Below are 21,145 nucleotides of genomic sequence, written 5' to 3'. Positions count from 1 at the left end.
TCGAAAGAAGGCGGGCATCCGGCGCGCCGTCTTCTCCGATGCCTGTGTATGAACCGGGCCACGGGACGTCCAGCGCAGCTGGTTTATCACGCCTCCCTGCAACCGGCAGGTTCCGACACTCGATAGCGAGGGCTCATCCGCCGTGCATTCAGACTATCTCGCCTATGACGCCATCGGCCTCGCCGAACTGGTTCGCACCGGCGAAGCAAGCGCGCGTGAATTGCTGGATATCGCGATCTCACGCACCGAGGCCGTCAATCCCGCGATCAATGCGATTGTCCTGAAGGACTACGACGCGGCGCGTCAACGTGCATCGCGCGACGACGCGAACAGGGCGAATGGCGCGCATAGCGCGGATAGCAGGGCCGACGGAGTCGGGCACGGCGCGCTGGCAGGCGTGCCGTTTCTGATCAAGGATCTGGGCGCACCGGTCGCCGGGCTGCGCATGGCGATGGGCAGCCGTCACTATCGCCACTTCATTCCCGCCGAGGACGCGCCGGTCGTCGCGCTTGCCAAGGCGGCCGGTCTCAACATCTTCGCCAAGACCAGCACGTCCGAACTCGGTCAGATGCCTTATACGGAGCCCGAACTGTTCGGCGCGTGCCGCAATCCGTGGAATCTCGACCACACGCCGGGCGGCTCCAGCGGCGGCGCGGCAGCGGCGGTCGCCGCGGGCATCGTGCCGCTCGCGCATGCGTCCGACGGCGGCGGTTCGATCCGGATTCCCGCTTCGTGCTGCGGACTGTTCGGCCTCAAACCCTCGCGCGGACGTGTGCCGGGTGCGAGCCCGAGTGCCGCCGCCGGCGAGCTCGGCATCGACCATGCGGTATCGCGCAGCGTGCGCGACAGCGCATTGCTGCTCGATTTGCTCGGCGGCAACGCGGATCGGCCGGCCGGCGCGCCGGGCACCTTCCTGAGCGCCGCGCGCGAGCCATGCAAGCCGCTGAACATCGCGTACGTCACCGAACCGATGCTCGCGCCATCGTTATCCGCCGACGCGCGCGCCGCACTCGCGGACGCTGCGCAACTCGCGAGCTCGCTGGGTCATAACATCGAGCCGGTCTCGCTCGGCATCGATTTCGCAGCAGTCCGGCATGCGTTCCTGACGATCTGGTCGGTCACCGCCGAAGACATGGTGCTCAATGCCGATCGCATCACCGGCCGTAAACCGCTGCGCACGGAATTCGAAATTTCGACGTGGGCGATGGCGCACGTCGGCCGCAAGCTAGGTGAACGCGGTCTGCCCGCCGCGCTAGAAGAACAGCGCCGCATCACCGAGCGGCTCACCGGTCTGCTGAGCCGCTACGACGTGATTCTGTGCGCGACGCTCGCCGCCGCGCCGATCAAGATCGGCGAAATGCAGCCCACCGCCGTGGAACGCATGCAGATGCGCGCCATCACCGCGATGCCGCTCGAACCGTTGATGAAGAAGATGCTTACCGAAGCGTCGAACAAAGCATTCGCGTGGGCCGGCTGCACGGAAGTGTTCAATCTCAGCGGCCAGCCGGCGATGTCGATGCCGCTTTACTGGAATGCGCGCGGACTGCCGGTCGGCGTGCAGTTCGCCGCGCGCGACGGCGGCGAAGCAACCCTGCTGCGCCTTGCCGCGCAACTCGAAGCGGCACGGCCGTGGTTCGACAGGCGGCCGCCGTTGCTGCAGGCGCGCAGCTAGGAAAGCCGCTGCTTAAAGATCCGTTCAGGCAGGCTTGCGACGCGCGTCGAGATCTGCGTGGCGCTTGCCGGGGATGCAGGCCACTGCGACGATCGAGAGCGCCAGGCCGCCCATCACGTAGTAAGTCGGTGCGAGCGGCGAACCGGTTGTGTTGATGAGCCACGTCACAATGAAAGGCCCAAAGCCGCCGAACAGCATCACCGCGATGTTGTACGCGAGCGATAAGCCAATCGAGCGTACGTTCGCCGGAAACAGTTCGGCGATCAACGCGCCGAACGGACCGTAATAGCCGGACAGCGTGATCGACAGAAGCGCCTGCACGAGAATCAGTTTCGACAAGGTCGGCTCCGCCGCGAGCCACGCGAACAGCGGGTAGATGATCACGAGCGTCAGCACCAGCGACCACAGCGAAAGCCCCTTGCGCCCGATCCTGTCGGACCATGCGCCGGTGAGCGGCGAAAGCACGGTCAACAGCAGGTTGCCGACGATCACCGCGTAAAAAGACTGCGCGTAAGGCAGCTTCAGTTGCTTGACCGCGAAAGTTGGCAGGTAGCTGATCAGCACGTAGATCGTCACGGTGAGCGCGATCACCGCGCCGAGTCCGCACAGAATCTCGCGGCTATGACTGCTGAACGCTTCGCGCAGCGTCGCGCGGCGCGCGGTTTTTTGCGCATGCAGAAATGCTTCCGAATCGGCGAGATTCCGGCGGATGTAGAAACCGATCGGCCCGATGATCAAGCCGAGAATGAACGGTACGCGCCAGCCCCAGGATTTCAGCGTATCCGGCGGCAAGCCGCGTGTAATCAAAGCGCCCACCACCGCGCCGAGCAGCAGCGCCGCCGCCTGGCTCGCCATCTGCCAGCTGCCGTAGAAGCCGCGTTTCGAGAACGGCGCGGCTTCGATCAGCAACGCCGTCGAACTGCCGAATTCGCCGCCGGCGGAAAAGCCTTGCAGCAGACGTCCAAGCACGATCATCAAAGGCGCGCCGATGCCGATGGCCGAATACGGCGGCGCGATCGCCAGCAGCAGAATGCCGAGCGTCATCAGCGCGATGACGAGCGACAACGCCGCTTTGCGTCCCGCGCGATCCGCATAGAGTCCAAGTACGATGCCGCCGACCGGCCGCATGAAGAACGCGACGCCGAAGGTCGCCGTGGTGAGCAGCAGCGATGAATATTCGTTACCCACCGGGAAGAACAGCTGAGCGATCACCACCGTCATGAAACCGAACACGGTGAAGTCGTACCACTCGAGCGCATTGCCGATCACGGCCGCCGCGACTGCCCGTGTATTGAGGCTCCTTGACGCTGGTGCCATTCGGATCTCCAGCCTGCGAAAAGTGTCCCGTGGTGCCTCGCGGGTGCGTACGAGAGGAAAATTCTGCTCGCCCACACAATCGCATTGGAGTGTAAAGAGCGCGCAAGCTGTTTTCAAGCAAGAAAAAGGCGCCTGTCGCGGGTTGCGACAGACGCCTCGATGATCGAACTTCAATCCGAACTTCAATCATGCGCCTGCGTGTTGCGGCGCACTTACCGCGACGCTTAACGTGCACGCGCCCCGGACGCTATCAGGCCTTCTTGTTATATGCGCTGCACCAACCCTTGGCCGCGACCTGCTTGCCGGCGAACATCGGGCAACCGGCGTAGGCGTCGGTGGGCTTGCCTTGATAGAAGCTGCAGTTGCCGCATTCCTGGCCCGGCGCGTACTTCGCGAACTTGGCCTTGTCGACTTTGCTGGCATCTGCCTTGTAGCCGAGCGCCTGTGCGGTCGGATCGGATTCAGCGACCTTCGGCGCGTCAGCGAAAGCCTGGCGCGACAGTGCGAAGCTGGATGCAACACCAATGCTGGTGATCAAAAACGTACGACGGGACGGTTTCATGGGGACTCACTCCATTTATATTCAACTGATCGCCGTTCTGATGACAGCGGTCCCCAAGGATAACAATGAAGCCGCCGCGCGTGACGGCTCAAATGATGGAGATAACCGAATTAGTACTGCGCGCGCCCGGTTATCGAGCGCCGCGTGCCGGTTCGGCATGCGGGATGCAAATGCCTGATGAAAACCCGAAGGGCCGGCTCGGGCGGCAAGCTCGGGTGGACGACTTCCGCGCCAAGCTCGGGCGGCAAGCCCGAGTGACCGGCTTCCGCGCCAAACTCGGCTGGCCAGCTATCACGCGCGGCCGCTCAGTTCGCAGACGCGCTGCGCAATCGCCAGCGACGCCGTCAACCCTGGCGACTCAATGCCGAACAGGTTGACGAGCCCGCGTACGCCATGCGCGGCCGGCCCCTGGATCACGAAGTCCGCGGCCGGCTCACCAGGGCCGGACAGCTTCGGACGGATTCCCGCATAAGCCGGTTGCAACGCGCCGTCCGGCAGCGCGGGCCAGTATGCGCGGATCGCCGCGTAGAACGACTCCGCGCGGTGCGGATCGACATCGTAATTGATCGCATCGACCCATTCGACGTCGGGACCGAAACGCGCCTGCCCGCCGAGGTCGATCGTCAGATGCACGCCCAGGCCGGCTTCGTTCGGCATGGGGTAGATCAGACGGCTGAACGGTGCGCGCCCCGAGATGCTGAAGTAATTACCGCGTGCGAGATAGAGCGGCGGCACATGGCGCGCATCGAGTCCGCGAATCTTGCGGGCCAGCGCGTTCGCGTGCAAACCGGCGCTGTTGATGACGCAGGCGGCACTGATGGTGGTCGGCGCAGCGCCGCCCACCTTGACGACGAAGCGGCCGTTGCTCGCCTCGATCGCTTCGACCGGCGCGTGGAACACGCACACGGCGCCGTTGCGTTGCGCGTCGCCCTGAATCGCCAGCATCAGCTGATGACTATCCACAATGCCGGTCTGCGGCGAAAACACCGCCTCGACACACTCGAGCGCCGGCTCGAGCGCCTGCGCCTGGTCGCCGGTGATTCGCATCAGGTCGAGCACACCATTCTCGCGGCCCTTCGCCATGATGCTTTCAAGCTGCGGAATCTGATTGCGCGAGGTCGCGACCAGCAGCTTGCCGCAGCGGGAATGCGGCACGTTGTGCTCGGCGCAATAGTCGTACAGCATCTCGCGGCCGCGCACGCACAACGCCGCTTTCAGCGAGCCACGCGGGTAGTAGATCCCCGCGTGAATCACTTCGCTATTGCGCGAGCTGGTGCCCACGCCGATCGCTTCGGCCGCTTCCAGCACGATCACTTCGCGCCCGCGCGCCGCCAGGGCACGCGCCACGGCGAGGCCGATCACGCCCGCGCCGATCACCACACATTCGATTTGATCCATATCCCTTGACGCGGCCGACTCCACCGCGCGCTGCCTCGTTCACCCGATAAAGATGAAGACGGGATGCGGCTACCGAGTGCCGCACACCGCTCGCTGTCGAATGCACCTGCCTACACCTCAAATTTGCACGACGCTGCACAGACACAAATGCCCGCAGGCGAAAACGGCTGCGGGCATTCGGTCTTGAGCGGGTCTTGTTGTATAGGTGGGCCGGACAGAATCAGTGTACGCCGTCCGCGGTCGCCGCGCTCGATTCTTCATGCTCGCGATGGGCGCGCCGCACCGCTCGCGCCCGGCTCCGCGGGTCGGCGCGTTGACGCGACGCGTCCGCCACGTCGGCCAGCCGCTTGCGCGCATCGGCATCATCGCGCAATTAGAAACAATTGCCGCGACATTCACCCTGGTTCAGGTATGGATGCCGTGAATGGAGGCAATAAAAGGCCGCCCGAAGGCAGCCTGGATGCCTGAAATAGGTCAAAAAACCTCAAAAAACATCAAAAACCAATCGGTTTTCGGCGATTTCCGTGGTCCAGTCGAATGTCGCGGGCTTCAATCCGGTCGCGTCCGCCGATGCGCGCCGCGCCAAAGCCATTGAGAATCGCGCGCCGCATTTCACGCGGTGATGCCCGCTTCAGCGCATCGAGCGCGGCGTCGCCCAGCTCGGCGGGAAAACGCAAGCCCCAGGCGTGCGTCGAGCGAATTTCGTCGTAGATCGACTGCGCGATGCGGCGCGCCCCGTCCTGGTCGGGCGGCGGAATCTCGTACACGTTCATCCGGTTCAGGATCGGCTCGGGAATCGAACGCTCGTCATTCGCCGTCGCGATCCAGATCACGTGGCCCGCATTGATCGGAATCTCGGCGAATTCGTCGATGAAGGCTTGCGCCGTGTCGTGCTCGAGCAGCGCATAGAGCGCGCCGAGCGGATCATATTGCGAATCTCCCGTAGCCTTGTCGATTTCGTCGACGGCAATCACGGGGTTCGCGTAGCTGCCGTTCACCAGCGCCTCGAACACCTTGCCCGGCTTCGCGTTCTTCCACTGCGACGAGGCGCCCGACAGAATCCACCCCGCCGTCAACGAGCTCATCGCGACGTATTGATAGGCGGTGCCGAGCAGGCGCGCCAACTGCTTCGCAAAATGCGTCTTGCCGATGCCCGGGTCGCCCAGCAGCAGGATCGGCATCAGTTCGAGCCGGTCTTCGGTCTCGAGGCACAAGGCGACCTGCTTGCGGATATCGTCGAGCGGCTCGGAGAAGTTGGGCAGCGCGTCGATCAGATCGTCGATCGAGGGCATCCGGTTCGGCTTGACGCAAAAGCGCAGGTTGCCGGTCTTCAGCATCTTTTCGTACGTCGCGCGCAGCGCCTCGTTCGCGCCTTCGCCGAGATCGTTCAGCGCGGCTTCGACCCGATCGAGGTCGTACACCTGACTGAAAGACGCCACGGCGATTTCCTGTTTGACCACTGCTGTTGTCATAGCTCACCCCGTCTGGCTGGTCCTGCTGCAGCGGCACCCTGTCGGGCGCCCTTTTCAGGTCCAGTGTAACGAGGCCATATTCACGTGCAAGCCAGCAGTCGTGCGGCTCTGCTGCTAACAACGGGCTGTTTTCCACGACGCCGCGCAAGCCCCCTTTGGGGGATTCGCAGCCCCATGTGAAATTCATTGTTGCTGAACCCGGTCCCCCTTGAAGTGTCAGAAAAGCGTTCCGTCCATCAGGCGTAAGATGGCCGTCTGACTACTCGAGCGGTCGCCGTCCCGGACGCAGTGCCCCGGAGAATTTTCTATGTGGAAAACCAGTATCGTGGCCGTGCTGCTCGGCACTTCGTTGCTTGCACATGCGCAACAACGGCCGGCGCAGCAGGTCGTCCAATGGCAGTTGCAGGTAATGCGCGACGGCCAGCAGATCGACGCATTCGAGGGCACCACGACCGTCGGCCAGGCGCGCACCGACACCCATCACAAGATCGTGCAGCACAATGTCGGTTGCAAGGATCGGCCCGCCGGCAACATCGATCTGGCGCGCACGCTGACGGTTTCGCCGCTGCAAGCGGATGCGAACGAGGTCACGCTGTCGATCGAAGCACAGGAAACCTTCGAGGAAGACACCTCGCAACAAACCGACACCGGCTGCAAGCTGCCGCCGCAACCGCGTCAGGTGAGCGCGAGCCATCCGGGCCTGAAGGTGCCGGCCGGCCAATGGACCAGTTGGACGATCGTCGAGAAGAACCCGAATCTGATCTATCGCGTGCGTGCGAGCCTCGCGAACAGCGCAACTTGAAGCGGATAACTGAAGCTAACAACTGAAGCCCTCAAACAGAACACGTGGATAACGCGGCATGCGAAACCCCAAAGAATTGATCCGCGAGAGCGTAGCGCCCAAGGATTTCATTGCGGTGAGCTGGAACCTGCATAAAGGCCGCACGCCGCTTGGTTTTCAAGCCTGGCAGGCGATGCAGCGCTGGGTTCAGTCGACCCATGCGGACGCGTACTTTCTACAGGAAGCGATGGCGCGGCGCATGCCGTCGCCGGTGCTCTCATCCGGATTCGGTGCACCGCTCACCGTCGATCCTTTGGACGACGTCTGGCACTGCCAGGCCACCGAGATTGCACGCGCGCTGGAACTGGAAATCGCGCTCGGGCCGAATGTCTTCAAGCCGTCGTGGCGGCATGGCAATGCGATCCTGTCGCCGCATCCGCTCGATCTCGGCGGACGCTGGGATATCTCCGCGCATCGCTTCGAGAAACGCGGTTTGCTGGTGGCGCGGGCCACCTTCGGCGGCCATTCGGTCACGCTGCTGTGCGCGCACCTGGCGCTCACGCGCTCGGCGCGTTTGCGGCAGATGAACTGGATCGCCCACTGGATCGCGAAGGAAGCGCCGGAGGGTCCATTGGTGCTCGCCGGCGACTTCAACGACTGGCGCAACGACTCGGTGCCGCTCTTCGGCGAGCATGGCTTGCACGAAGTCGCGACGTTGCTCGGCGAATCGGGCCGGACGTTCCCGGCTTTCTCGCCGGCGCTCGCGCTCGACAAGATGTTCGTGCGCGGCATGCAGCCGATCGAATGGATCCAACCGACCCAGGAAACGGCGTGGTTATCGGATCACTTGCCGTATATGGCGCGCTTGCGGGTCGAATGAGTGGCGAGGGCGGTAGCCTCGGCGTAATCAAATTGCGAACCGCTACAACCCGCATGCAGCCGCGGATTTCAGCGATTCGAAGAGCCGCCGCCCTATCTTTGTGTACCAAAACGGCACCACTGCGCAGCGCAAACAGAACCCGCCGTGCTAGCGCTGCGCATCTTGCCTTTCCATGCCGATTTCCGAGCTTTCCGCCGGTTTCACACGGGTTTGCCAGTTTCGTCAGCAGGGTCAATGCTGCGCCGCACGGCGGGTTTCGGTATCATCGCGATAATGTTGCCCGCGCGGCGCGCCTATCCGGCGCATGCCGGACAGCCGATGGCAGCCGCCCTGCGCGGCTTTCGCCCATCGCCGTACCCCGACTGAAGCGCGGCTGCATCCACGCCAACGTACTTCGCGGCGCCCGGTTGTACCGACAGTACCGACAGCCGGCGCCAACGCTTCAAGGTCCGGTAACCCGCTTGACCACAGTTATCGCGCTCAACCGCCGCGCCGCAGCCCTCAGGCAGCGGTCGCGGTAAAATAGCGGATTACGCGTGATTCCCGACCACGGGTTAGCGCAGCATTGCCCTTGCCGTGCCGGCCGGCTAAAACGACTGGCCGCCTTTGTTTTCGCACTATCCAAGAAGCCATGAGCAACCTGAATCCACAAACCGTCCTGAGCGTCCATCACTGGACCGATACGCTTTTCAGCTTCACCTGCACGCGCGATCCGTCGTTCCGGTTCGAAAATGGCCAGTTCACGATGGTAGGCCTCGAAGTCGACGGCAAGCCGCTGCTCCGCGCCTACAGCCTCGCGAGCGCGAACTATGAAGAGCACCTCGAATTCCTGAGCATCAAGGTGCAGGACGGCCCGCTCACGTCGCGTTTGCAGCATCTGAAGGTCGGCGACGAAGTCCTGATCGGCAAGAAGCCGGTCGGCACGCTGATGGCCGACAACCTGCTGCCGGGCAAGACGCTGTGGCTGTTGTCCACCGGCACGGGTCTCGCGCCGTTCATGTCGATCATCAAGGATCCGGACATTTACGACCGCTACGAGCGCGTGATCCTGACGCACACCTGCCGTTTCGTCGACGAGCTGGCGTACAAGGAATACATCACGGATCACCTGCCGGCTCACGAACATCTGGGCGAACTGGTACAGGAAAAGCTGCTGTACTACCCCACCGTCACGCGCGAAGCGTTCCAGAACCGCGGCCGCATCACTGAACTGATCGAAACCGAAAAGCTGTTCGCCGACCTCGGCGTACCGGGCTTCTCGCTCGAAAACGACCGCGTGATGCTGTGCGGCAGCCCGCACATGCTGCGCGACACGCGCGAACTGCTGGACAAGCTGGGCTTCCAGGAAGGCAGCAACAACTCGCCGGGCCACTACGTGGTCGAAAAGGCATTTGTGGGCTGAGCGGACGTTCCGATCCGCGGCCGCCGCCGCGTACTCAGCGAAAAGGAGCCTTCGGGCTCCTTTTTTATTGCGTCAGACGTCGGATTGGCCAACAAGCGCACACGGGCGAAACGCTTGTGAACCCTCGCCGACGCCGAAGGCCTCGCCATCTCCGTCGTCCTGAAGGCGTGGCGCACCGATGTGCCGACTCTGCGCGACGCGTGGCGGCTACGCCGCGCGCCCACCGAATGGCGACCTGCGCCACAGACGTTCTTCCGTTACAAATACCGTTTGATGGTTTGACATTTGTCGTCGGTGTTATTCCTACAAGCACGACGTCGCCGGACATCAACCGTTGCGTGAAATATTGGCGCTAACCCTTGGTGCACCTGCATTTTTTTCTTTTTTTGAGATATCATCGCGGCGCATGATCGGTCGCTTTGACATGCCTGTCGTCGTACGATCCATTTGTTACCGAATGTAACTTTCGTTACGCCGCGCTGTAGCAATTTACCCGTCGTGCCATTGGCATCGCGGGCATATCTGGAGGCCAGAGACTCGCATGCGTTCTTTCGTCTTCGCGCCGCCGACGCACGCCCGCTTCGTCGTCCGCACCGCTTCCTGAGAGGGAAAGTCATGGATACGTCGACTGTCGTCCCGTTCAGTGCGCCCATTCCGCCCTCTCTGGGCCGTGATGGGGTCGTTGCGGCCGCGGCGGGCTCTTGCGCGGCCGACGTCACGGCCCGGCACGCCGCTTCGGCCTCAGTTTCGACCTCCGCATCGCTGCGCCGCCGCGCCGCGCGGCAATCCGCACCGTCATCCGCCGCCGAGCGCGAACTGGCGCGGCTGCACGCTCGCGTGCGCGAACTCTCGGCCGAACTCGTGCAGGCGCAGGAAGCGGCCTGCCGCCACGTGGCGCGCGAGCTGCATGACGGCGTGGGCGCCGAGTTGACCGCCACTCGCTTTGCGCTCGCCAGCGTCGAAACCTGGCTGCCCGCCGACGCGCCGCCGCAATGCGCCGCCGCGCTCGAAGTCGCAAACCGTTCGCTCGACGCTGTCTGCATCGCGAGCCGCCAGGCCGTGGCGGAGTTGCATGCACCGTCGCTGGATGCCGGCATCGTCAGCGCGCTGGCGCAATGGACCGGCGACTTCGCCACGCGCACCCAATTGCGCACGAGTTTTGTCTGCGCCGCAGACGTGCGGCTCACACGTCTGCCCGCCGACGCGACGCTCGCCGTGTTCCGGGTCGCCCAGGAAGCATTGAACAATATCGCCAGGCACGCGCGCGCCGAAGCCGCCGACGTGCGGCTCGAAACCAGCCGCCGTCATCTGACGCTGATCGTCAGCGACGACGGCATCGGCTTGACGCGTAACGCCCGCACCCGCCTCGGCCATTTCGGCCTGAGCGGCATGCGCGCGCGCTGCGCCGCCTTCGACGGCACGCTGCGCATCGGCAGCGTCCGGCGCAGTGGCGGCCGCCGCGGCGAGAGCGGCAACGACATGCGCGGCACCACCGTGTATGCGCGCTTTGCGTGGGACGCGGTGCTGGCGAGCGCGCCGGACGCCGACCGCCAAGCACTTCAATCGTGAGTACGCCGTCATGAGCCTGCGCATCCTGCTCGCCGACGACCACGCGGTGGTCCGCCAAGGCGTCCGCCAGTTGCTGCTCGACCGCGGCGTGGCGCGCGAAGTCACCGAGGCGAAAAGCGGCGCCGAAGCGCTCGACGAAGTCGCCAAACGCAGCTATGACGTGGTGCTGCTCGACATTTCGCTGCCCGACATGAACGGCGTCGAAGTGCTCAAGCGTCTGAAGCGCAAGACGCCGCGCGTGGCCGTACTGATGTTCTCGATGTACCGCGAAGACCAGTACGCCGTGCGCGCCTTGAAGGCGGGCGCCGCCGGCTACCTGTCGAAAACGGTCGACGCCGCGCAGATGATCGGAGCGATCCAGCAGGTCGCGGCGGGCCGCAAATACGTCAGCCCGGCGATGGCCGAAGCGCTGGCCGATTACGTCTCATTCGACGGCGAGCAATTGCCACACGAAAAGCTCTCCGATCGCGAATATCAGACGCTGTGCATGCTGGCGTCAGGCAAACGGCTGACCGACATCGCCACGGCGCTATCGTTGTCGGTGAAGACGGTCAGCGTCTACCGGACCCGGCTGCTCGAAAAGATGAAGCTGCGCAACAACGCGGAGCTGACCTTCTATGTGATGAGCAACCGTCTCGTCGACCTGAATCCGGCGATGACGGGCTGAGACCGGCCGCCTTCCTCCCACCGCACGGCGCCAGAAAGCACTGTCCCCAAGCGGGGCAACGGCGCGCATCCGTTAAAATCGCGGGTTTCCCGACATTCGGCGCGCAAGATGCGTGCACTACCGGAGACCCCCGCTAATGTCCCTGTTTCGCAAGAAGAGCGTGGAGCACATGCTCGCGGCGAGCGCTCAGAGCGCCGGCCTCAAAAAAGCCCTCGGCGCACTCGATCTGACCTTCCTCGGGGTGGGCGCCATCATCGGCACCGGCATTTTCGTGCTGACCGGCACAGGCGCGGTCCAGGCCGGCCCGGCGCTGATGATCTCGTTCCTGATCGCGGCGCTCGCGTGCGGCTTTGCCGCGCTCGCCTACGCCGAATTCGCGTCGACGATTCCGGTCGCGGGCTCCATCTACACGTACTCGTACGCTACGCTCGGCGAGCTGGCCGCGTGGATCATCGGCTGGGACTTGATGCTCGAGTATGGGCTGGCGACTTCGGCTGTGTCGGTCGGCTGGTCGGGCTACCTGCAATCGTTGCTGGCGGGCTTTGGGCTCACGCTGCCGGTGGCGCTGTCGGCGGCGCCGGGCGCTTTGCCCGGCCACGAGACGCTCTTCAATCTGCCCGCGTTCCTCGTGATGATGGCAATTACTGCGCTGTTGTCAGTCGGCGTGCGCGAATCCGCGCGGATCAACAACATCATGGTGGCGATCAAGGTTGTCGTGGTGTTGCTGGTGATTGCAGTCGGCGTATTTCACGTGAGCCCGGCGAATTGGCATCCGTTCATGCCGAACGGCTGGAATGGTGTATTCGGCGCCGCGGCGGTGATGTTCTTCGCGTTCATCGGTTTCGATTCGGTTTCTTCCGCCGCGGAGGAAGTAAAGAATCCCAGGCGCGATCTGCCGATCGGGATCATTGCGTCGCTGGGCGTGTGCGCCGTGTTGTATGTGGCCGTGGCGGGCGTGGTCACGGGGATCGTGCCGTCGACGCAGTTCGCCAATATTTCTCACCCGGTGTCCTATGCGTTACAGGTTGCGGGTCAGAAGTGGGTGGCCGGTTTTATCGACCTTGGCGCCGTGCTGGGCATGCTGACGGTGATTCTGGTGATGGCTTATGGCCAGACGCGGGTGATCTTCGCGATGTCGCGGGACGGGTTGTTGCCAGCGCGGCTTTCGCGCGTGCATCCGAAGTTCGCTACGCCGTTCCTGACTACGTGGCTGGTGGGGATTGTCTTTGGCCTGATTGGCGCGCTGGTGCCGTTGAACGTGTTGGCTGAGCTGATCAACATCGGCACGCTGGCCGCGTTTTCGATGGTGTCGATCGCGGTTCTCGTCTTGCGCAAGACGCATCCCGAGTTGCCGCGCGCGTTCCGCTGCCCCGGCGTGCCGGTCGTGCCGATGCTGGCCGTGGCTTTCTGTCTGTTTCTGATGGCCAATCTTCAGGCGGTGACCTGGGTGGCGTTCGTGGTTTGGCTTCTCATTGGCATGGTCATTTATTTTGGCTATTCACGCCGGAATTCGAAGTTAGCGCCTACGCGCTGAGGTTCTGGTTTTCTTCCCTGGCGGCCGCACTGGTCTATGTGCCTGCGGCGCGCGCAGAAGAACCCAACACACTTCCCCTCATAGCGCCACCGCCCGATTTGTGCTTTACTTTTCGGCAGACCCATAAAAAAGAGAAAAACCCCGCATCGGACCCCGCGAAGTGGCAGCCGAAGGCAAGAAACAAAAAGGTCCGATCTCACCCCATCAGGAGACACTCCATGGCGATCAGCATCAGTCTGACGGTGAACGGCGCGCCCATCAGCGCATCAATCGAAGCTAACACCCTGCTTGTCCAGTTCCTTCGCGATCAACTCCGCCTGACGGGCACGCACATCGGTTGCGATACGGCTCAGTGCGGCGCGTGCACGGTCCACCTGAACGGCCGGGCGATCAAATCCTGCAACATCCTCGCGGTCCAGGCCGAGGGCGCAGAAGTCACCACCATCGAAGGGCTCGCGAAAGACGGCGCCCTGCATCCGATGCAAGCGGCTTTCAAACACTGTCATGGCTTGCAGTGCGGCTTCTGCACGCCGGGGATGGTGATGAGCGCCATCGCGCTCGTGCAACGCCACCCCGAGCTCACCGGCGACGACGTGCGCGCCGAGCTCGACGGCAATCTGTGCCGCTGTACGGGATATCACAACATCGTCAAAGCCGTGCTCGAAGGTGCGGCCGGTATGAAGTCCTCCGGCACCGCCCACGCCGGCGCGTCGGCCACCGCCCAAGCAACCGCCTGAGGAGCCGACGATGAACGCCCCCGAAACACACAGCCTGATCGGCGCATCCGTAGAACGTAAGGAAGACTATCGCTTCCTGACCGGCAACGGCCAATACACCGACGACGTTGTCCTGCCCCAGCAAACCTACGCCGTGTTCCTGCGCTCGCCGCACGCACACGCGAAAATCAACCGCATCGACACCGCCGCGGCCAAACAGTCGCCCGGCGTGATCGCGATCTTCACCGGCGCGGACATGGCCGCCGACAAGGTCGGCGGCCTGCCGTGCGGCTGGCTCATCCACAGCACCGACGGCAAGCCGATGAACGAGCCGCCCCATCCGGTGATCGCGCATACGAAAGTGCGCCACGTCGGCGACCAGGTCGCGCTCGTGATCGCCGATTCGATCAAGGCCGCGAAAGACGCCGCCGAGCTGATCGAAGTCGACTATGACGTGCTGCCCGCCGTCGTCGACACGGCGCATGCGGCGGACCCCGGCCAACCGGCGGTCCACGACGAAGTCCCCGGCAACGTCTGCTACAACTGGGGCCACGGCGACAAAGCCGCAACCGACGCAGCGTTCGCCAAAGCCGCGCACGTCACCACGCTCGACATCGTCAACAACCGCCTGATCCCGAACGCGATCGAACCGCGCGCGGTCAACGCGAGCTATTCGCCGCAAGACGACAGCTACACGGTCTACGTCGCGAATCAGAATCCGCACGTGGAGCGTTTGCTGATGGCCGCGTTCGTGCTGTCGCTGCCGGAATCGAAACTGCGCATCATCGCGCCGGACGTCGGCGGCGGCTTTGGGTCGAAGATCTTCCTGTACGCCGAAGACGTCGCGCTGACGTGGGCCTCGAAGAAGATTCGCCGGCCTGTCAAATGGACCGCCGAGCGTTCGGAAGCGTTCGTCTCGGATGCGCACGGCCGCGATCACGTGACCAAAGCCGAGCTGGCCCTGGATGCCGACGGCAAGTTCCTCGCCATGCGCATCCATACGATCGCCAACATGGGCGCGTATCTGTCGACGTTCGCCTCGAGCGTGCCGACCATCCTGTACGCAACGCTGCTCGCCGGACAGTACGCGACGCCCGCCATCTATGCCGAGGTGAAAGCGGTCTTCACCAACACCGTTCCCGTCGACGCGTATCGCGGCGCGGGTCGTCCCGAAGCGACGTATGTCGTCGAGCGTCTGGTTGAAACCGCGGCGCGCGAGATGAAGCTCGATCCTGCCGAAATCCGCCGCCGCAATTTCATCCGCACCTTTCCGTATGCGACGCCGGTCGGCCTCACCTACGATACCGGCGACTACGACACGATCCTCGCACGCTCGCTCGAACTCGCGGACGTAAAGGGCTTCGAAGCCCGCAGGCAGGAATCCGAAAGGAACGGCAAGCGCCGCGGCCTCGGCTACTCGTGCTACATCGAAGCCTGCGGACTGGCGCCGTCGAACATCGCGGGTGCCTTGGGCGCACGCGCGGGGCTGTTCGAAGTCGGCCAGATTCGTGTGCATCCGACCGGCACGGTCACCGTGTTCACCGGCTCGCACAGTCATGGCCAGGGCCACGAGACGACCTTCGCGCAAGTGGTGGCGGACCGGCTCGGCATTGCGCTGGAAAGCGTCGAGATCGTGCACGGCGACACCGGCCGCATTCCGTTCGGCATGGGCACGTATGGTTCGCGCTCGATCGCGGTCGGCGGCTCCGCGATCATGAAGGCGCTCGACAAGGTCGAAGCCAAGGCGAAGAAAATCGCCGCGCATCTGCTCGAAGCCGCGGTGGAAGACATCGAGTTCAAGGACGGCGTGTTCCGCGTCGCGGGCACCGATCGCACCAAGGCGTTCGCCGATATCTCGCTGGCCGCCTATGTGCCGCACAACTATCCGCTCGACGTGCTCGAACCGGGCCTCGAGGAAAGCGCGTTCTACGATCCAAGCAACTTCACCTATCCGGCGGGCGCGTATATCTGCGAGATCGAGGTCGATCCTGAGACGGGCGTCAGCCAGATCCAGCGGTTCACCGCGGTCGACGATTTCGGCAACGTGATCAACCCGATGATCGTCGAAGGCCAGGTGCATGGCGGACTGGCACAGGGCATCGGTCAGGCGATGCTGGAGCGCTGCGTGTACGACAACGAGAGCGGCCAGCTGCTGTCCGGCTCGTACATGGATTACGCGATGCCGCATGCGTCCGATCTGCCGGATTTCACCGTCGAAACCGCGAAGGGCACGCCGTGCACGCACAACCCGCTCGGCGTGAAAGGTTGCGGCGAGGCGGGTGCGATCGGCTCGCCGCCGGCGGTGATCAACGCGATCATCGACGCGCTCGCGCCGCTCGGCGTGACCGACCTGCAAATGCCGGCGACGCCGCATCGCGTGTGGTCCGCGATTCGCGCCGCGAGCCAACCCAACTGAGATTCTGAGCGGGAGCATTCGACATGTATGCATTCGAGTATCAACGCGCGACGGATCCCAAAGGGGCCGCCGCGGCCATCGCAGCCGACAGCGAAGCGAAGTTCATCGCCGGCGGACAAAGTCTGTTGCCGACCATGCGCCTGCGTCTCGCGCAACCCTCGCAACTGATCGACGTGACGCGGATCCCGGCGCTCAAGGCGATCACCGTCGACGCAAAAACGGTGACGATCGGCGCCGCCGTCTGTCATGCGGACGTGGCGGAGCACGCCGGGCTTCGGCGCGTGTTGCCCGCGCTCGCGAATCTCGCCGCGCACATCGGCGATCGCCAGGTGCGCGCGCTCGGCACGATCGGCGGCTCGCTCGCGAACAACGATCCCGCGGCATGCTATCCGGCGGCGGCGATGGGTCTGGACGCCACCATCGTCACGGACCGGCGGCGGATTGCGTCGGGCGATTTCTTCGTCGGCATGTACGAGACCGCGTTGGCGCCCGACGAGCTGATCACCGCCGTCGAGTTTCCTGTGCCCGAACGGGCGGCCTACGAGAAATTCGACAACCCGGCTTCGCACTTCGCGCTGGTCGGCGTGTTCGTCGCCAAGTTTGCAAGCGGCGTGCGCGTCGCGGTGACGGGCGCGGCGGCTTCGGTATTTCGCGTGCCGGAGCTGGAAAGCGCGCTGACGGCGAATTTCACGCCCGAGGCCGCGCGCGCGGTCACCGTGCCGGCAACCGACCTGAACACTGACATGCACGCGAGCGCCGACTATCGCGCGCATCTGATACCGGTGCTGGCAGCGCGAGCGGTGGTGAAGGCGAACGGCTAGCCGTTCGCGCCGTCGGCGGCTGACGCGGCGTGCCTCGCACGACGCGTCGGCCGCATTCGCTCGCTCACGCGATACGGCCGGGCAGTTTTGCTCCTCACCGTGCGAATTCAGGAACACCATGCAGCCTGCTTCAATCGACGACACCCTCGCGCAACTCGCCGCCCAGAACTACTTCGCCAGCCGCGAGCTGGCCACCGCGTTGTATCTCGCGTTGCGCATGGAGCGGCCCCTGTTCGTCGAAGGCGAGCCGGGCGTCGGCAAGACCGAGCTCGCGAAGGCCGCGGCAGGCATGCTCGGCACCTCGATGCTGCGGCTGCAATGCTATGAAGGGCTCGACACCGCCAGCGCGCTCTACGAGTGGGACTATCCGCGGCAGATCATGGCGCTGCGTCTGGCCGAAGCCGCCGGCGAGCGGCCGGGCAACGACACGCTGTATCGCGGCGAATTCCTGCTGAAGCGTCCGCTGTTGCAGGCGCTGCTGCCCGACGAACGTCATCCGGACGCGCGGCGCGTATTGCTGATCGACGAAATCGACCGCGCCGACGAGCCGTTCGAAGCGTTCCTGCTCGAACTGCTGTCGGACTTCCAGGTATCGATTCCCGAGTACGGCACGGTGCGCGCGACGCAGCCGCCGCTCGTCGTGATGACGTCGAACCGGACGCGCGAAGTGCACGACGCGTTGAAGCGCCGCTGTCTGTATCAATGGATCGGCTATCCGGAGCGCGATCGCGAACTGGAGATCGTCGCCGCGCGAGCGCCGCAAACGTCCGCGGAATTGCAACGGCGCGCCGTCGATTTCGTGCATCGGCTGCGCGGCATGGATCTGTTCAAGGCGCCCGGCATCGCCGAAACGATCGACTGGTGCCGCGCGCTGGAAGCGCTGTCGGTCACCGAACTCGATCCGCAGTCGGTGCAGAACACCTTGGGCGTGCTGCTCAAGTATCAGGACGATCTGGCGCGCCTCGATGCCGCGCAGATCGCGCAATGTCTCGCGATGCCGGAGTAGCGGCGATGATTCAGTCAATCACGCAGGCGGTGACCCAGGCGAAGGACGCGGGCCGCGGCGCTTCGGCAGCCGGCACGCAGCGAGCCGAAAAAAACAGCGAAAAAACCAACGAAAAGGCCGGCGCTCCCATCCTCGCTCGCAACGTCGTGCATTTTGTGCGCGTGCTGCGCGGCGCGGGCCTGCCGATGTCGCCCGCACAAGCCGCCGATGCGCTCGCCGCGTTGCACTGGATCGACCTCGGGCGGCGCGACGATGTGCGCGCCGCCCTCGCCGCCTTGTTGGTCTGCGCACCGGATCAGCGCGACCTGTTCAACGCCGCCTTCGAGTTGTTCTGGCGCGACCCGGACTGGGAAGGCAAGCTGCGGGCGCTGCTGTTGCCGAAGGTCCGCGACGGCTTGCCTCCGCCCAGGCGCAACAACCGTCTCGCCGACGCGCTCGCGGTACGCGCGCCGCCGTCGCTGCACGGCAAGCCGCCGGAAACCGAGCAGCATGAACTCCACGCGCACCTCACCTTCAGTGCGGAAGAGCGGCTGCGCCATCGCGATTTCGACACCCTTTCCGCCGACGAATGGCGCACGCTGCGCCATCTGATCCGCGGCCAGCGCCTGCCGCTCGCCACTGAGCCGACGCGTCGTCTGAAGGCCGCCTCGCGCGGCACGCATGCGGACTTGCGCGCGAGCGCCCGGCACGCGGTGCGGGCGGGCGGCGACTGGACGGTGTGGAAATATCGCGCGGTGGTCGAACGCAAACCGCCGCTGGTGCTGCTGCTCGACATCTCCGGCTCGATGAGCAACTATTCGCGCGCGGTGCTGTACTTTTGCCACGCGCTTTTGCAATCGCGCGAGCGCTTGCAGGTGTTCCTGTTCGGTACGCGTCTCACCAATGCGACGCGCGCGCTGCGCGAGCGCGATCCCGACGTCGCGATCGCCGCGCTCACCGATCAGGTGGTCGACTGGTCGGGCGGCACACGGATCGGCGCCGCGCTCGCCGAATTCAATCGCCGCTGGGCACGCCGCGTGCTGAGCGGCCGGGCCACCGTTCTGCTCGTGACCGATGGCCTCGATCACGAAGCGATCGACGTGCTCGACAACGAAATGGCGCGCCTGCGCCGCTTCGCGCATCGCATTATCTGGCTCAATCCGCTGCTGCGTTTTAGCGGCTTTTCACCGAAAGCGCGCGGCGTGCAGGCGATCCTGCCGTATGTCGATGCGCATCGTCCGGCTCATAATCTAGACAGTCTGGCGGCGTTTGGCCGCGACCTCGCGCAACTCACGCGCGCGCCTCGTCTCGCCGTACCCGCCACGACCATTGCAGGAGCAATGCCATGGAACTGACCGAAACCTATACGCTACCGATTTCGCAGCAGCGCACATGGGAGGCGCTGAACGACACCGGAATCCTGCACGCCTCGATTCCCGGTTGCGAGAGCATCGAGGCGGATGGCGAGAATGCGTACGCGGTGGTGTTGAGCGCGTCGGTGGGTCCCGTGAAGGCGCGCTTCAAAGGGCGTATGCTGCTGACCGATATCGACGCGCCGAACGCCTACACCATCGTCTTCGAAGGGCAGGGCGGCGCGGCGGGCTTCGGTAAGGGCAATGCGCGCGTCACGCTCGAACCCGAAGGCGAAGCCGCGACGAAGCTGATGTACGCGGCGAGCGCCCAGGTCGGCGGCAAGCTGGCGCAGATCGGCTCGCGGCTCGTCGACGGCGCCGCGCGCAAGATTGCCGGCGAATTTTTCAAGCGCTTCAGCGCGCAGGTAGGCGGCGAAGGCGACGGCGCAACGGCCGCGACCGCGGACGACGGGCAAACTGCAGCGGCGCAAACCGCGCCGCCGAATACGGAATCGACTGAGGCTGCCGACTCCGGGTCCGACGGCAAGGAAACGAAAAGGAAGAAATCATGGACAGCGTGGATCTCGAGGTCCTGAAGTCCAGCGCGCGCTGGCTCGAAGAGGGACATCGCGCACTACTGGTGACGGTGGTGAAGACGTGGGGCTCGTCGCCGCGTCCCGAGGGCGCGATGCTCGCGGTGCGCGACGATGGTCTGGTGGTCGGGTCGGTATCGGGCGGCTGCATTGAAGACGACCTGATCGACCGCGTGCGGCAAAGTGGTATCGAGCAGACGCATCCGGAGGCGGTGAAGTACGGCATCTCCGCGGAAGAAGCCCATCGCTTTGGCTTGCCTTGCGGCGGGACGATCCAGCTGGTGCTGGAGCCGCTGACGCCGCAAAGCGGCATCGCGACGCTATGCCGCGCGGTGGAGGACGGCCGGCTGGTGGCGCGCGAAGTCGACATGGCGACGGGCGCAGTAAGGCTCGAGGCGGCGCAGGCGACTGACGGCGTGCATTTCGACGGCGAGCGCCTGCTGACGATTCACGGCCCGCGCTACCGGATGCTGGTGATCGGCGCGGGACAGTTGTCGCGTTATCTGTGCCACATTGCGGTGGGGCTCGACTATCAGGTGACCGTGTGCGATCCGCGCGAGGAATACACCGAGGAGTGGGATATTCCCGGCACGAAGATTGTCCGCACGATGCCGGACGATACCGTGATCGAGATGAAGCTCGACGAGCGGTGCGCAGTGATTGCGCTAACGCATGACCCGAAGCTGGATGATCTCGCGTTGATGGAAGCGTTGAAGACGCCGGCTTTTTATGTGGGTGCGCTGGGCTCGCGGCGCAATAATGCGGCGCGGCGCGAGCGGCTGAAGGAGTTCGATCTGAACGAGACTGAATTGGCCCGGCTGCATGGGCCGGTTGGGATTTATATCGGCAGCCGCACGCCGCCGGAAATCGCTGTTTCCATTCTCGCCGAGGTGACGGCGGCTAAAAACGGGGTTTCGTTGCCGACCTTGCTTCAGGTGGAAGGCGCCAAGGCCGCGCGGGAGATTGCCGCTTCCGGAGGTGCGGCTTGTAGCGTTTAATTTTGCGGGG

Annotated in this window: 19 protein-coding genes; 15 read left to right on the top strand and 4 right to left on the bottom strand. The window is 64.4% G+C overall.

All coding sequences use genetic code 11. From position 1 onward, the window contains the following. The first annotated feature begins 142 nt into the window (after window positions 1-142). On the top strand, window positions 143-1,672 hold the full coding sequence (locus DLM46_RS03510; RefSeq protein ID WP_115099397.1) for an amidase: 1,530 nt from the start codon (window positions 143-145) through the stop codon (window positions 1,670-1,672). 24 nt (window positions 1,673-1,696) lie between these two features. Here the strand turns inward: DLM46_RS03510 and DLM46_RS03505 are convergent, their stop codons facing one another. The 3 genes from DLM46_RS03505 to DLM46_RS03495 form a co-directional block, all read right to left on the bottom strand. Then, window positions 1,697-2,989, bottom strand: coding sequence for an MFS transporter (locus DLM46_RS03505; protein ID WP_115099396.1), 1,293 nt, complete (start codon window positions 2,987-2,989; stop codon window positions 1,697-1,699). Between the two features lie 250 nt (window positions 2,990-3,239). Further along, window positions 3,240-3,551, bottom strand: coding sequence for a high-potential iron-sulfur protein (locus DLM46_RS03500; protein WP_115099395.1), 312 nt, complete (start codon window positions 3,549-3,551; stop codon window positions 3,240-3,242). 291 nt (window positions 3,552-3,842) lie between these two features. Further along, entirely contained in the window at window positions 3,843-4,949 is a 1,107-nt protein-coding gene (locus DLM46_RS03495; RefSeq protein WP_115099394.1) for an NAD(P)/FAD-dependent oxidoreductase, read from the bottom strand. A gap of 259 nt (window positions 4,950-5,208) precedes the next feature. On the opposite strand from DLM46_RS03495, the gene DLM46_RS39270 reads away from it, so the two are divergent. Continuing rightward, complete coding sequence (locus DLM46_RS39270; protein WP_165847904.1) at window positions 5,209-5,373, top strand: hypothetical protein; 165 nt, start codon at window positions 5,209-5,211, stop codon at window positions 5,371-5,373. Between the two features lie 70 nt (window positions 5,374-5,443). Here DLM46_RS39270 and DLM46_RS03490 read toward each other — a convergent pair whose 3' ends face one another. Then, entirely contained in the window at window positions 5,444-6,421 is a 978-nt protein-coding gene (locus DLM46_RS03490; RefSeq protein WP_115099393.1) for an AAA family ATPase, read from the bottom strand. Between the two features lie 307 nt (window positions 6,422-6,728). Here DLM46_RS03490 and DLM46_RS03485 point away from each other — a divergent pair, with 307 nt between their 5' ends. The 13 genes from DLM46_RS03485 to DLM46_RS03420 all read left to right on the top strand — a co-directional run bounded on the left by DLM46_RS03485 (window position 6,729) and on the right by DLM46_RS03420 (window position 21,135). Beyond that, on the top strand, window positions 6,729-7,223 hold the full coding sequence (locus DLM46_RS03485; RefSeq protein ID WP_115099392.1) for a hypothetical protein: 495 nt from the start codon (window positions 6,729-6,731) through the stop codon (window positions 7,221-7,223). Window positions 7,224-7,281: 58 nt separating this feature from the next. Next, window positions 7,282-8,082: an endonuclease/exonuclease/phosphatase family protein gene (locus DLM46_RS03480; RefSeq protein WP_115099391.1), complete on the top strand. Its 801-nt coding sequence runs from the start codon at window positions 7,282-7,284 to the stop codon at window positions 8,080-8,082. A 631-nt stretch (window positions 8,083-8,713) separates the two neighbouring features. Next, window positions 8,714-9,484, top strand: coding sequence for a ferredoxin--NADP reductase (locus tag DLM46_RS03470; protein WP_115099390.1), 771 nt, complete (start codon window positions 8,714-8,716; stop codon window positions 9,482-9,484). A gap of 615 nt (window positions 9,485-10,099) precedes the next feature. Next, complete coding sequence (locus DLM46_RS03465) at window positions 10,100-11,053, top strand: sensor histidine kinase (RefSeq protein ID WP_115099389.1); 954 nt, start codon at window positions 10,100-10,102, stop codon at window positions 11,051-11,053. A 10-nt stretch (window positions 11,054-11,063) separates the two neighbouring features. After that, complete coding sequence (gene rqpR / locus DLM46_RS03460; protein WP_115099388.1) at window positions 11,064-11,720, top strand: response regulator transcription factor RqpR; 657 nt, start codon at window positions 11,064-11,066, stop codon at window positions 11,718-11,720. Window positions 11,721-11,856: 136 nt separating this feature from the next. After that, window positions 11,857-13,254, top strand: a complete 1,398-nt coding sequence (gene bcaP / locus DLM46_RS03455; protein ID WP_115099387.1) for a branched-chain amino acid transporter BcaP — start codon at window positions 11,857-11,859, stop codon at window positions 13,252-13,254. 218 nt (window positions 13,255-13,472) lie between these two features. Further along, entirely contained in the window at window positions 13,473-13,991 is a 519-nt protein-coding gene (locus DLM46_RS03450) for a (2Fe-2S)-binding protein (protein WP_115099386.1), read from the top strand. A gap of 10 nt (window positions 13,992-14,001) precedes the next feature. Beyond that, the gene (locus DLM46_RS03445; RefSeq protein WP_115099385.1) at window positions 14,002-16,386 is read left to right on the top strand and encodes a xanthine dehydrogenase family protein molybdopterin-binding subunit; all 2,385 of its coding nucleotides are present in this window, start codon (window positions 14,002-14,004) and stop codon (window positions 16,384-16,386) included. A 23-nt stretch (window positions 16,387-16,409) separates the two neighbouring features. After that, window positions 16,410-17,207: an FAD binding domain-containing protein gene (locus tag DLM46_RS03440; RefSeq protein ID WP_115099384.1), complete on the top strand. Its 798-nt coding sequence runs from the start codon at window positions 16,410-16,412 to the stop codon at window positions 17,205-17,207. Window positions 17,208-17,325: 118 nt separating this feature from the next. Further along, window positions 17,326-18,213, top strand: a complete 888-nt coding sequence (locus DLM46_RS03435; RefSeq protein ID WP_115099383.1) for an AAA family ATPase — start codon at window positions 17,326-17,328, stop codon at window positions 18,211-18,213. A gap of 5 nt (window positions 18,214-18,218) precedes the next feature. Continuing rightward, window positions 18,219-19,547: a vWA domain-containing protein gene (locus DLM46_RS03430; RefSeq protein ID WP_244305809.1), complete on the top strand. Its 1,329-nt coding sequence runs from the start codon at window positions 18,219-18,221 to the stop codon at window positions 19,545-19,547. After that, window positions 19,538-20,140 (top strand): SRPBCC family protein, encoded by a 603-nt coding sequence (locus tag DLM46_RS03425; RefSeq protein WP_115099382.1) that lies wholly within the window; start codon window positions 19,538-19,540, stop codon window positions 20,138-20,140. Before DLM46_RS03430 ends, DLM46_RS03425 begins: the two co-directional genes overlap by 10 nt. Continuing rightward, window positions 20,113-21,135, top strand: a complete 1,023-nt coding sequence (locus DLM46_RS03420; RefSeq protein ID WP_115099381.1) for an XdhC family protein — start codon at window positions 20,113-20,115, stop codon at window positions 21,133-21,135. The genes DLM46_RS03425 and DLM46_RS03420 overlap by 28 nt, the downstream gene beginning before the upstream one ends. Window positions 21,136-21,145 lie beyond the last annotated feature (10 nt).

The organism is Paraburkholderia lacunae, from assembly GCF_003353175.1.
GTDB lineage: Bacteria > Pseudomonadota > Gammaproteobacteria > Burkholderiales > Burkholderiaceae > Paraburkholderia > Paraburkholderia lacunae.
Note: the sequence above shows the minus strand (reverse complement) of the source record. Positions and strands in the feature narration are given on the sequence as shown.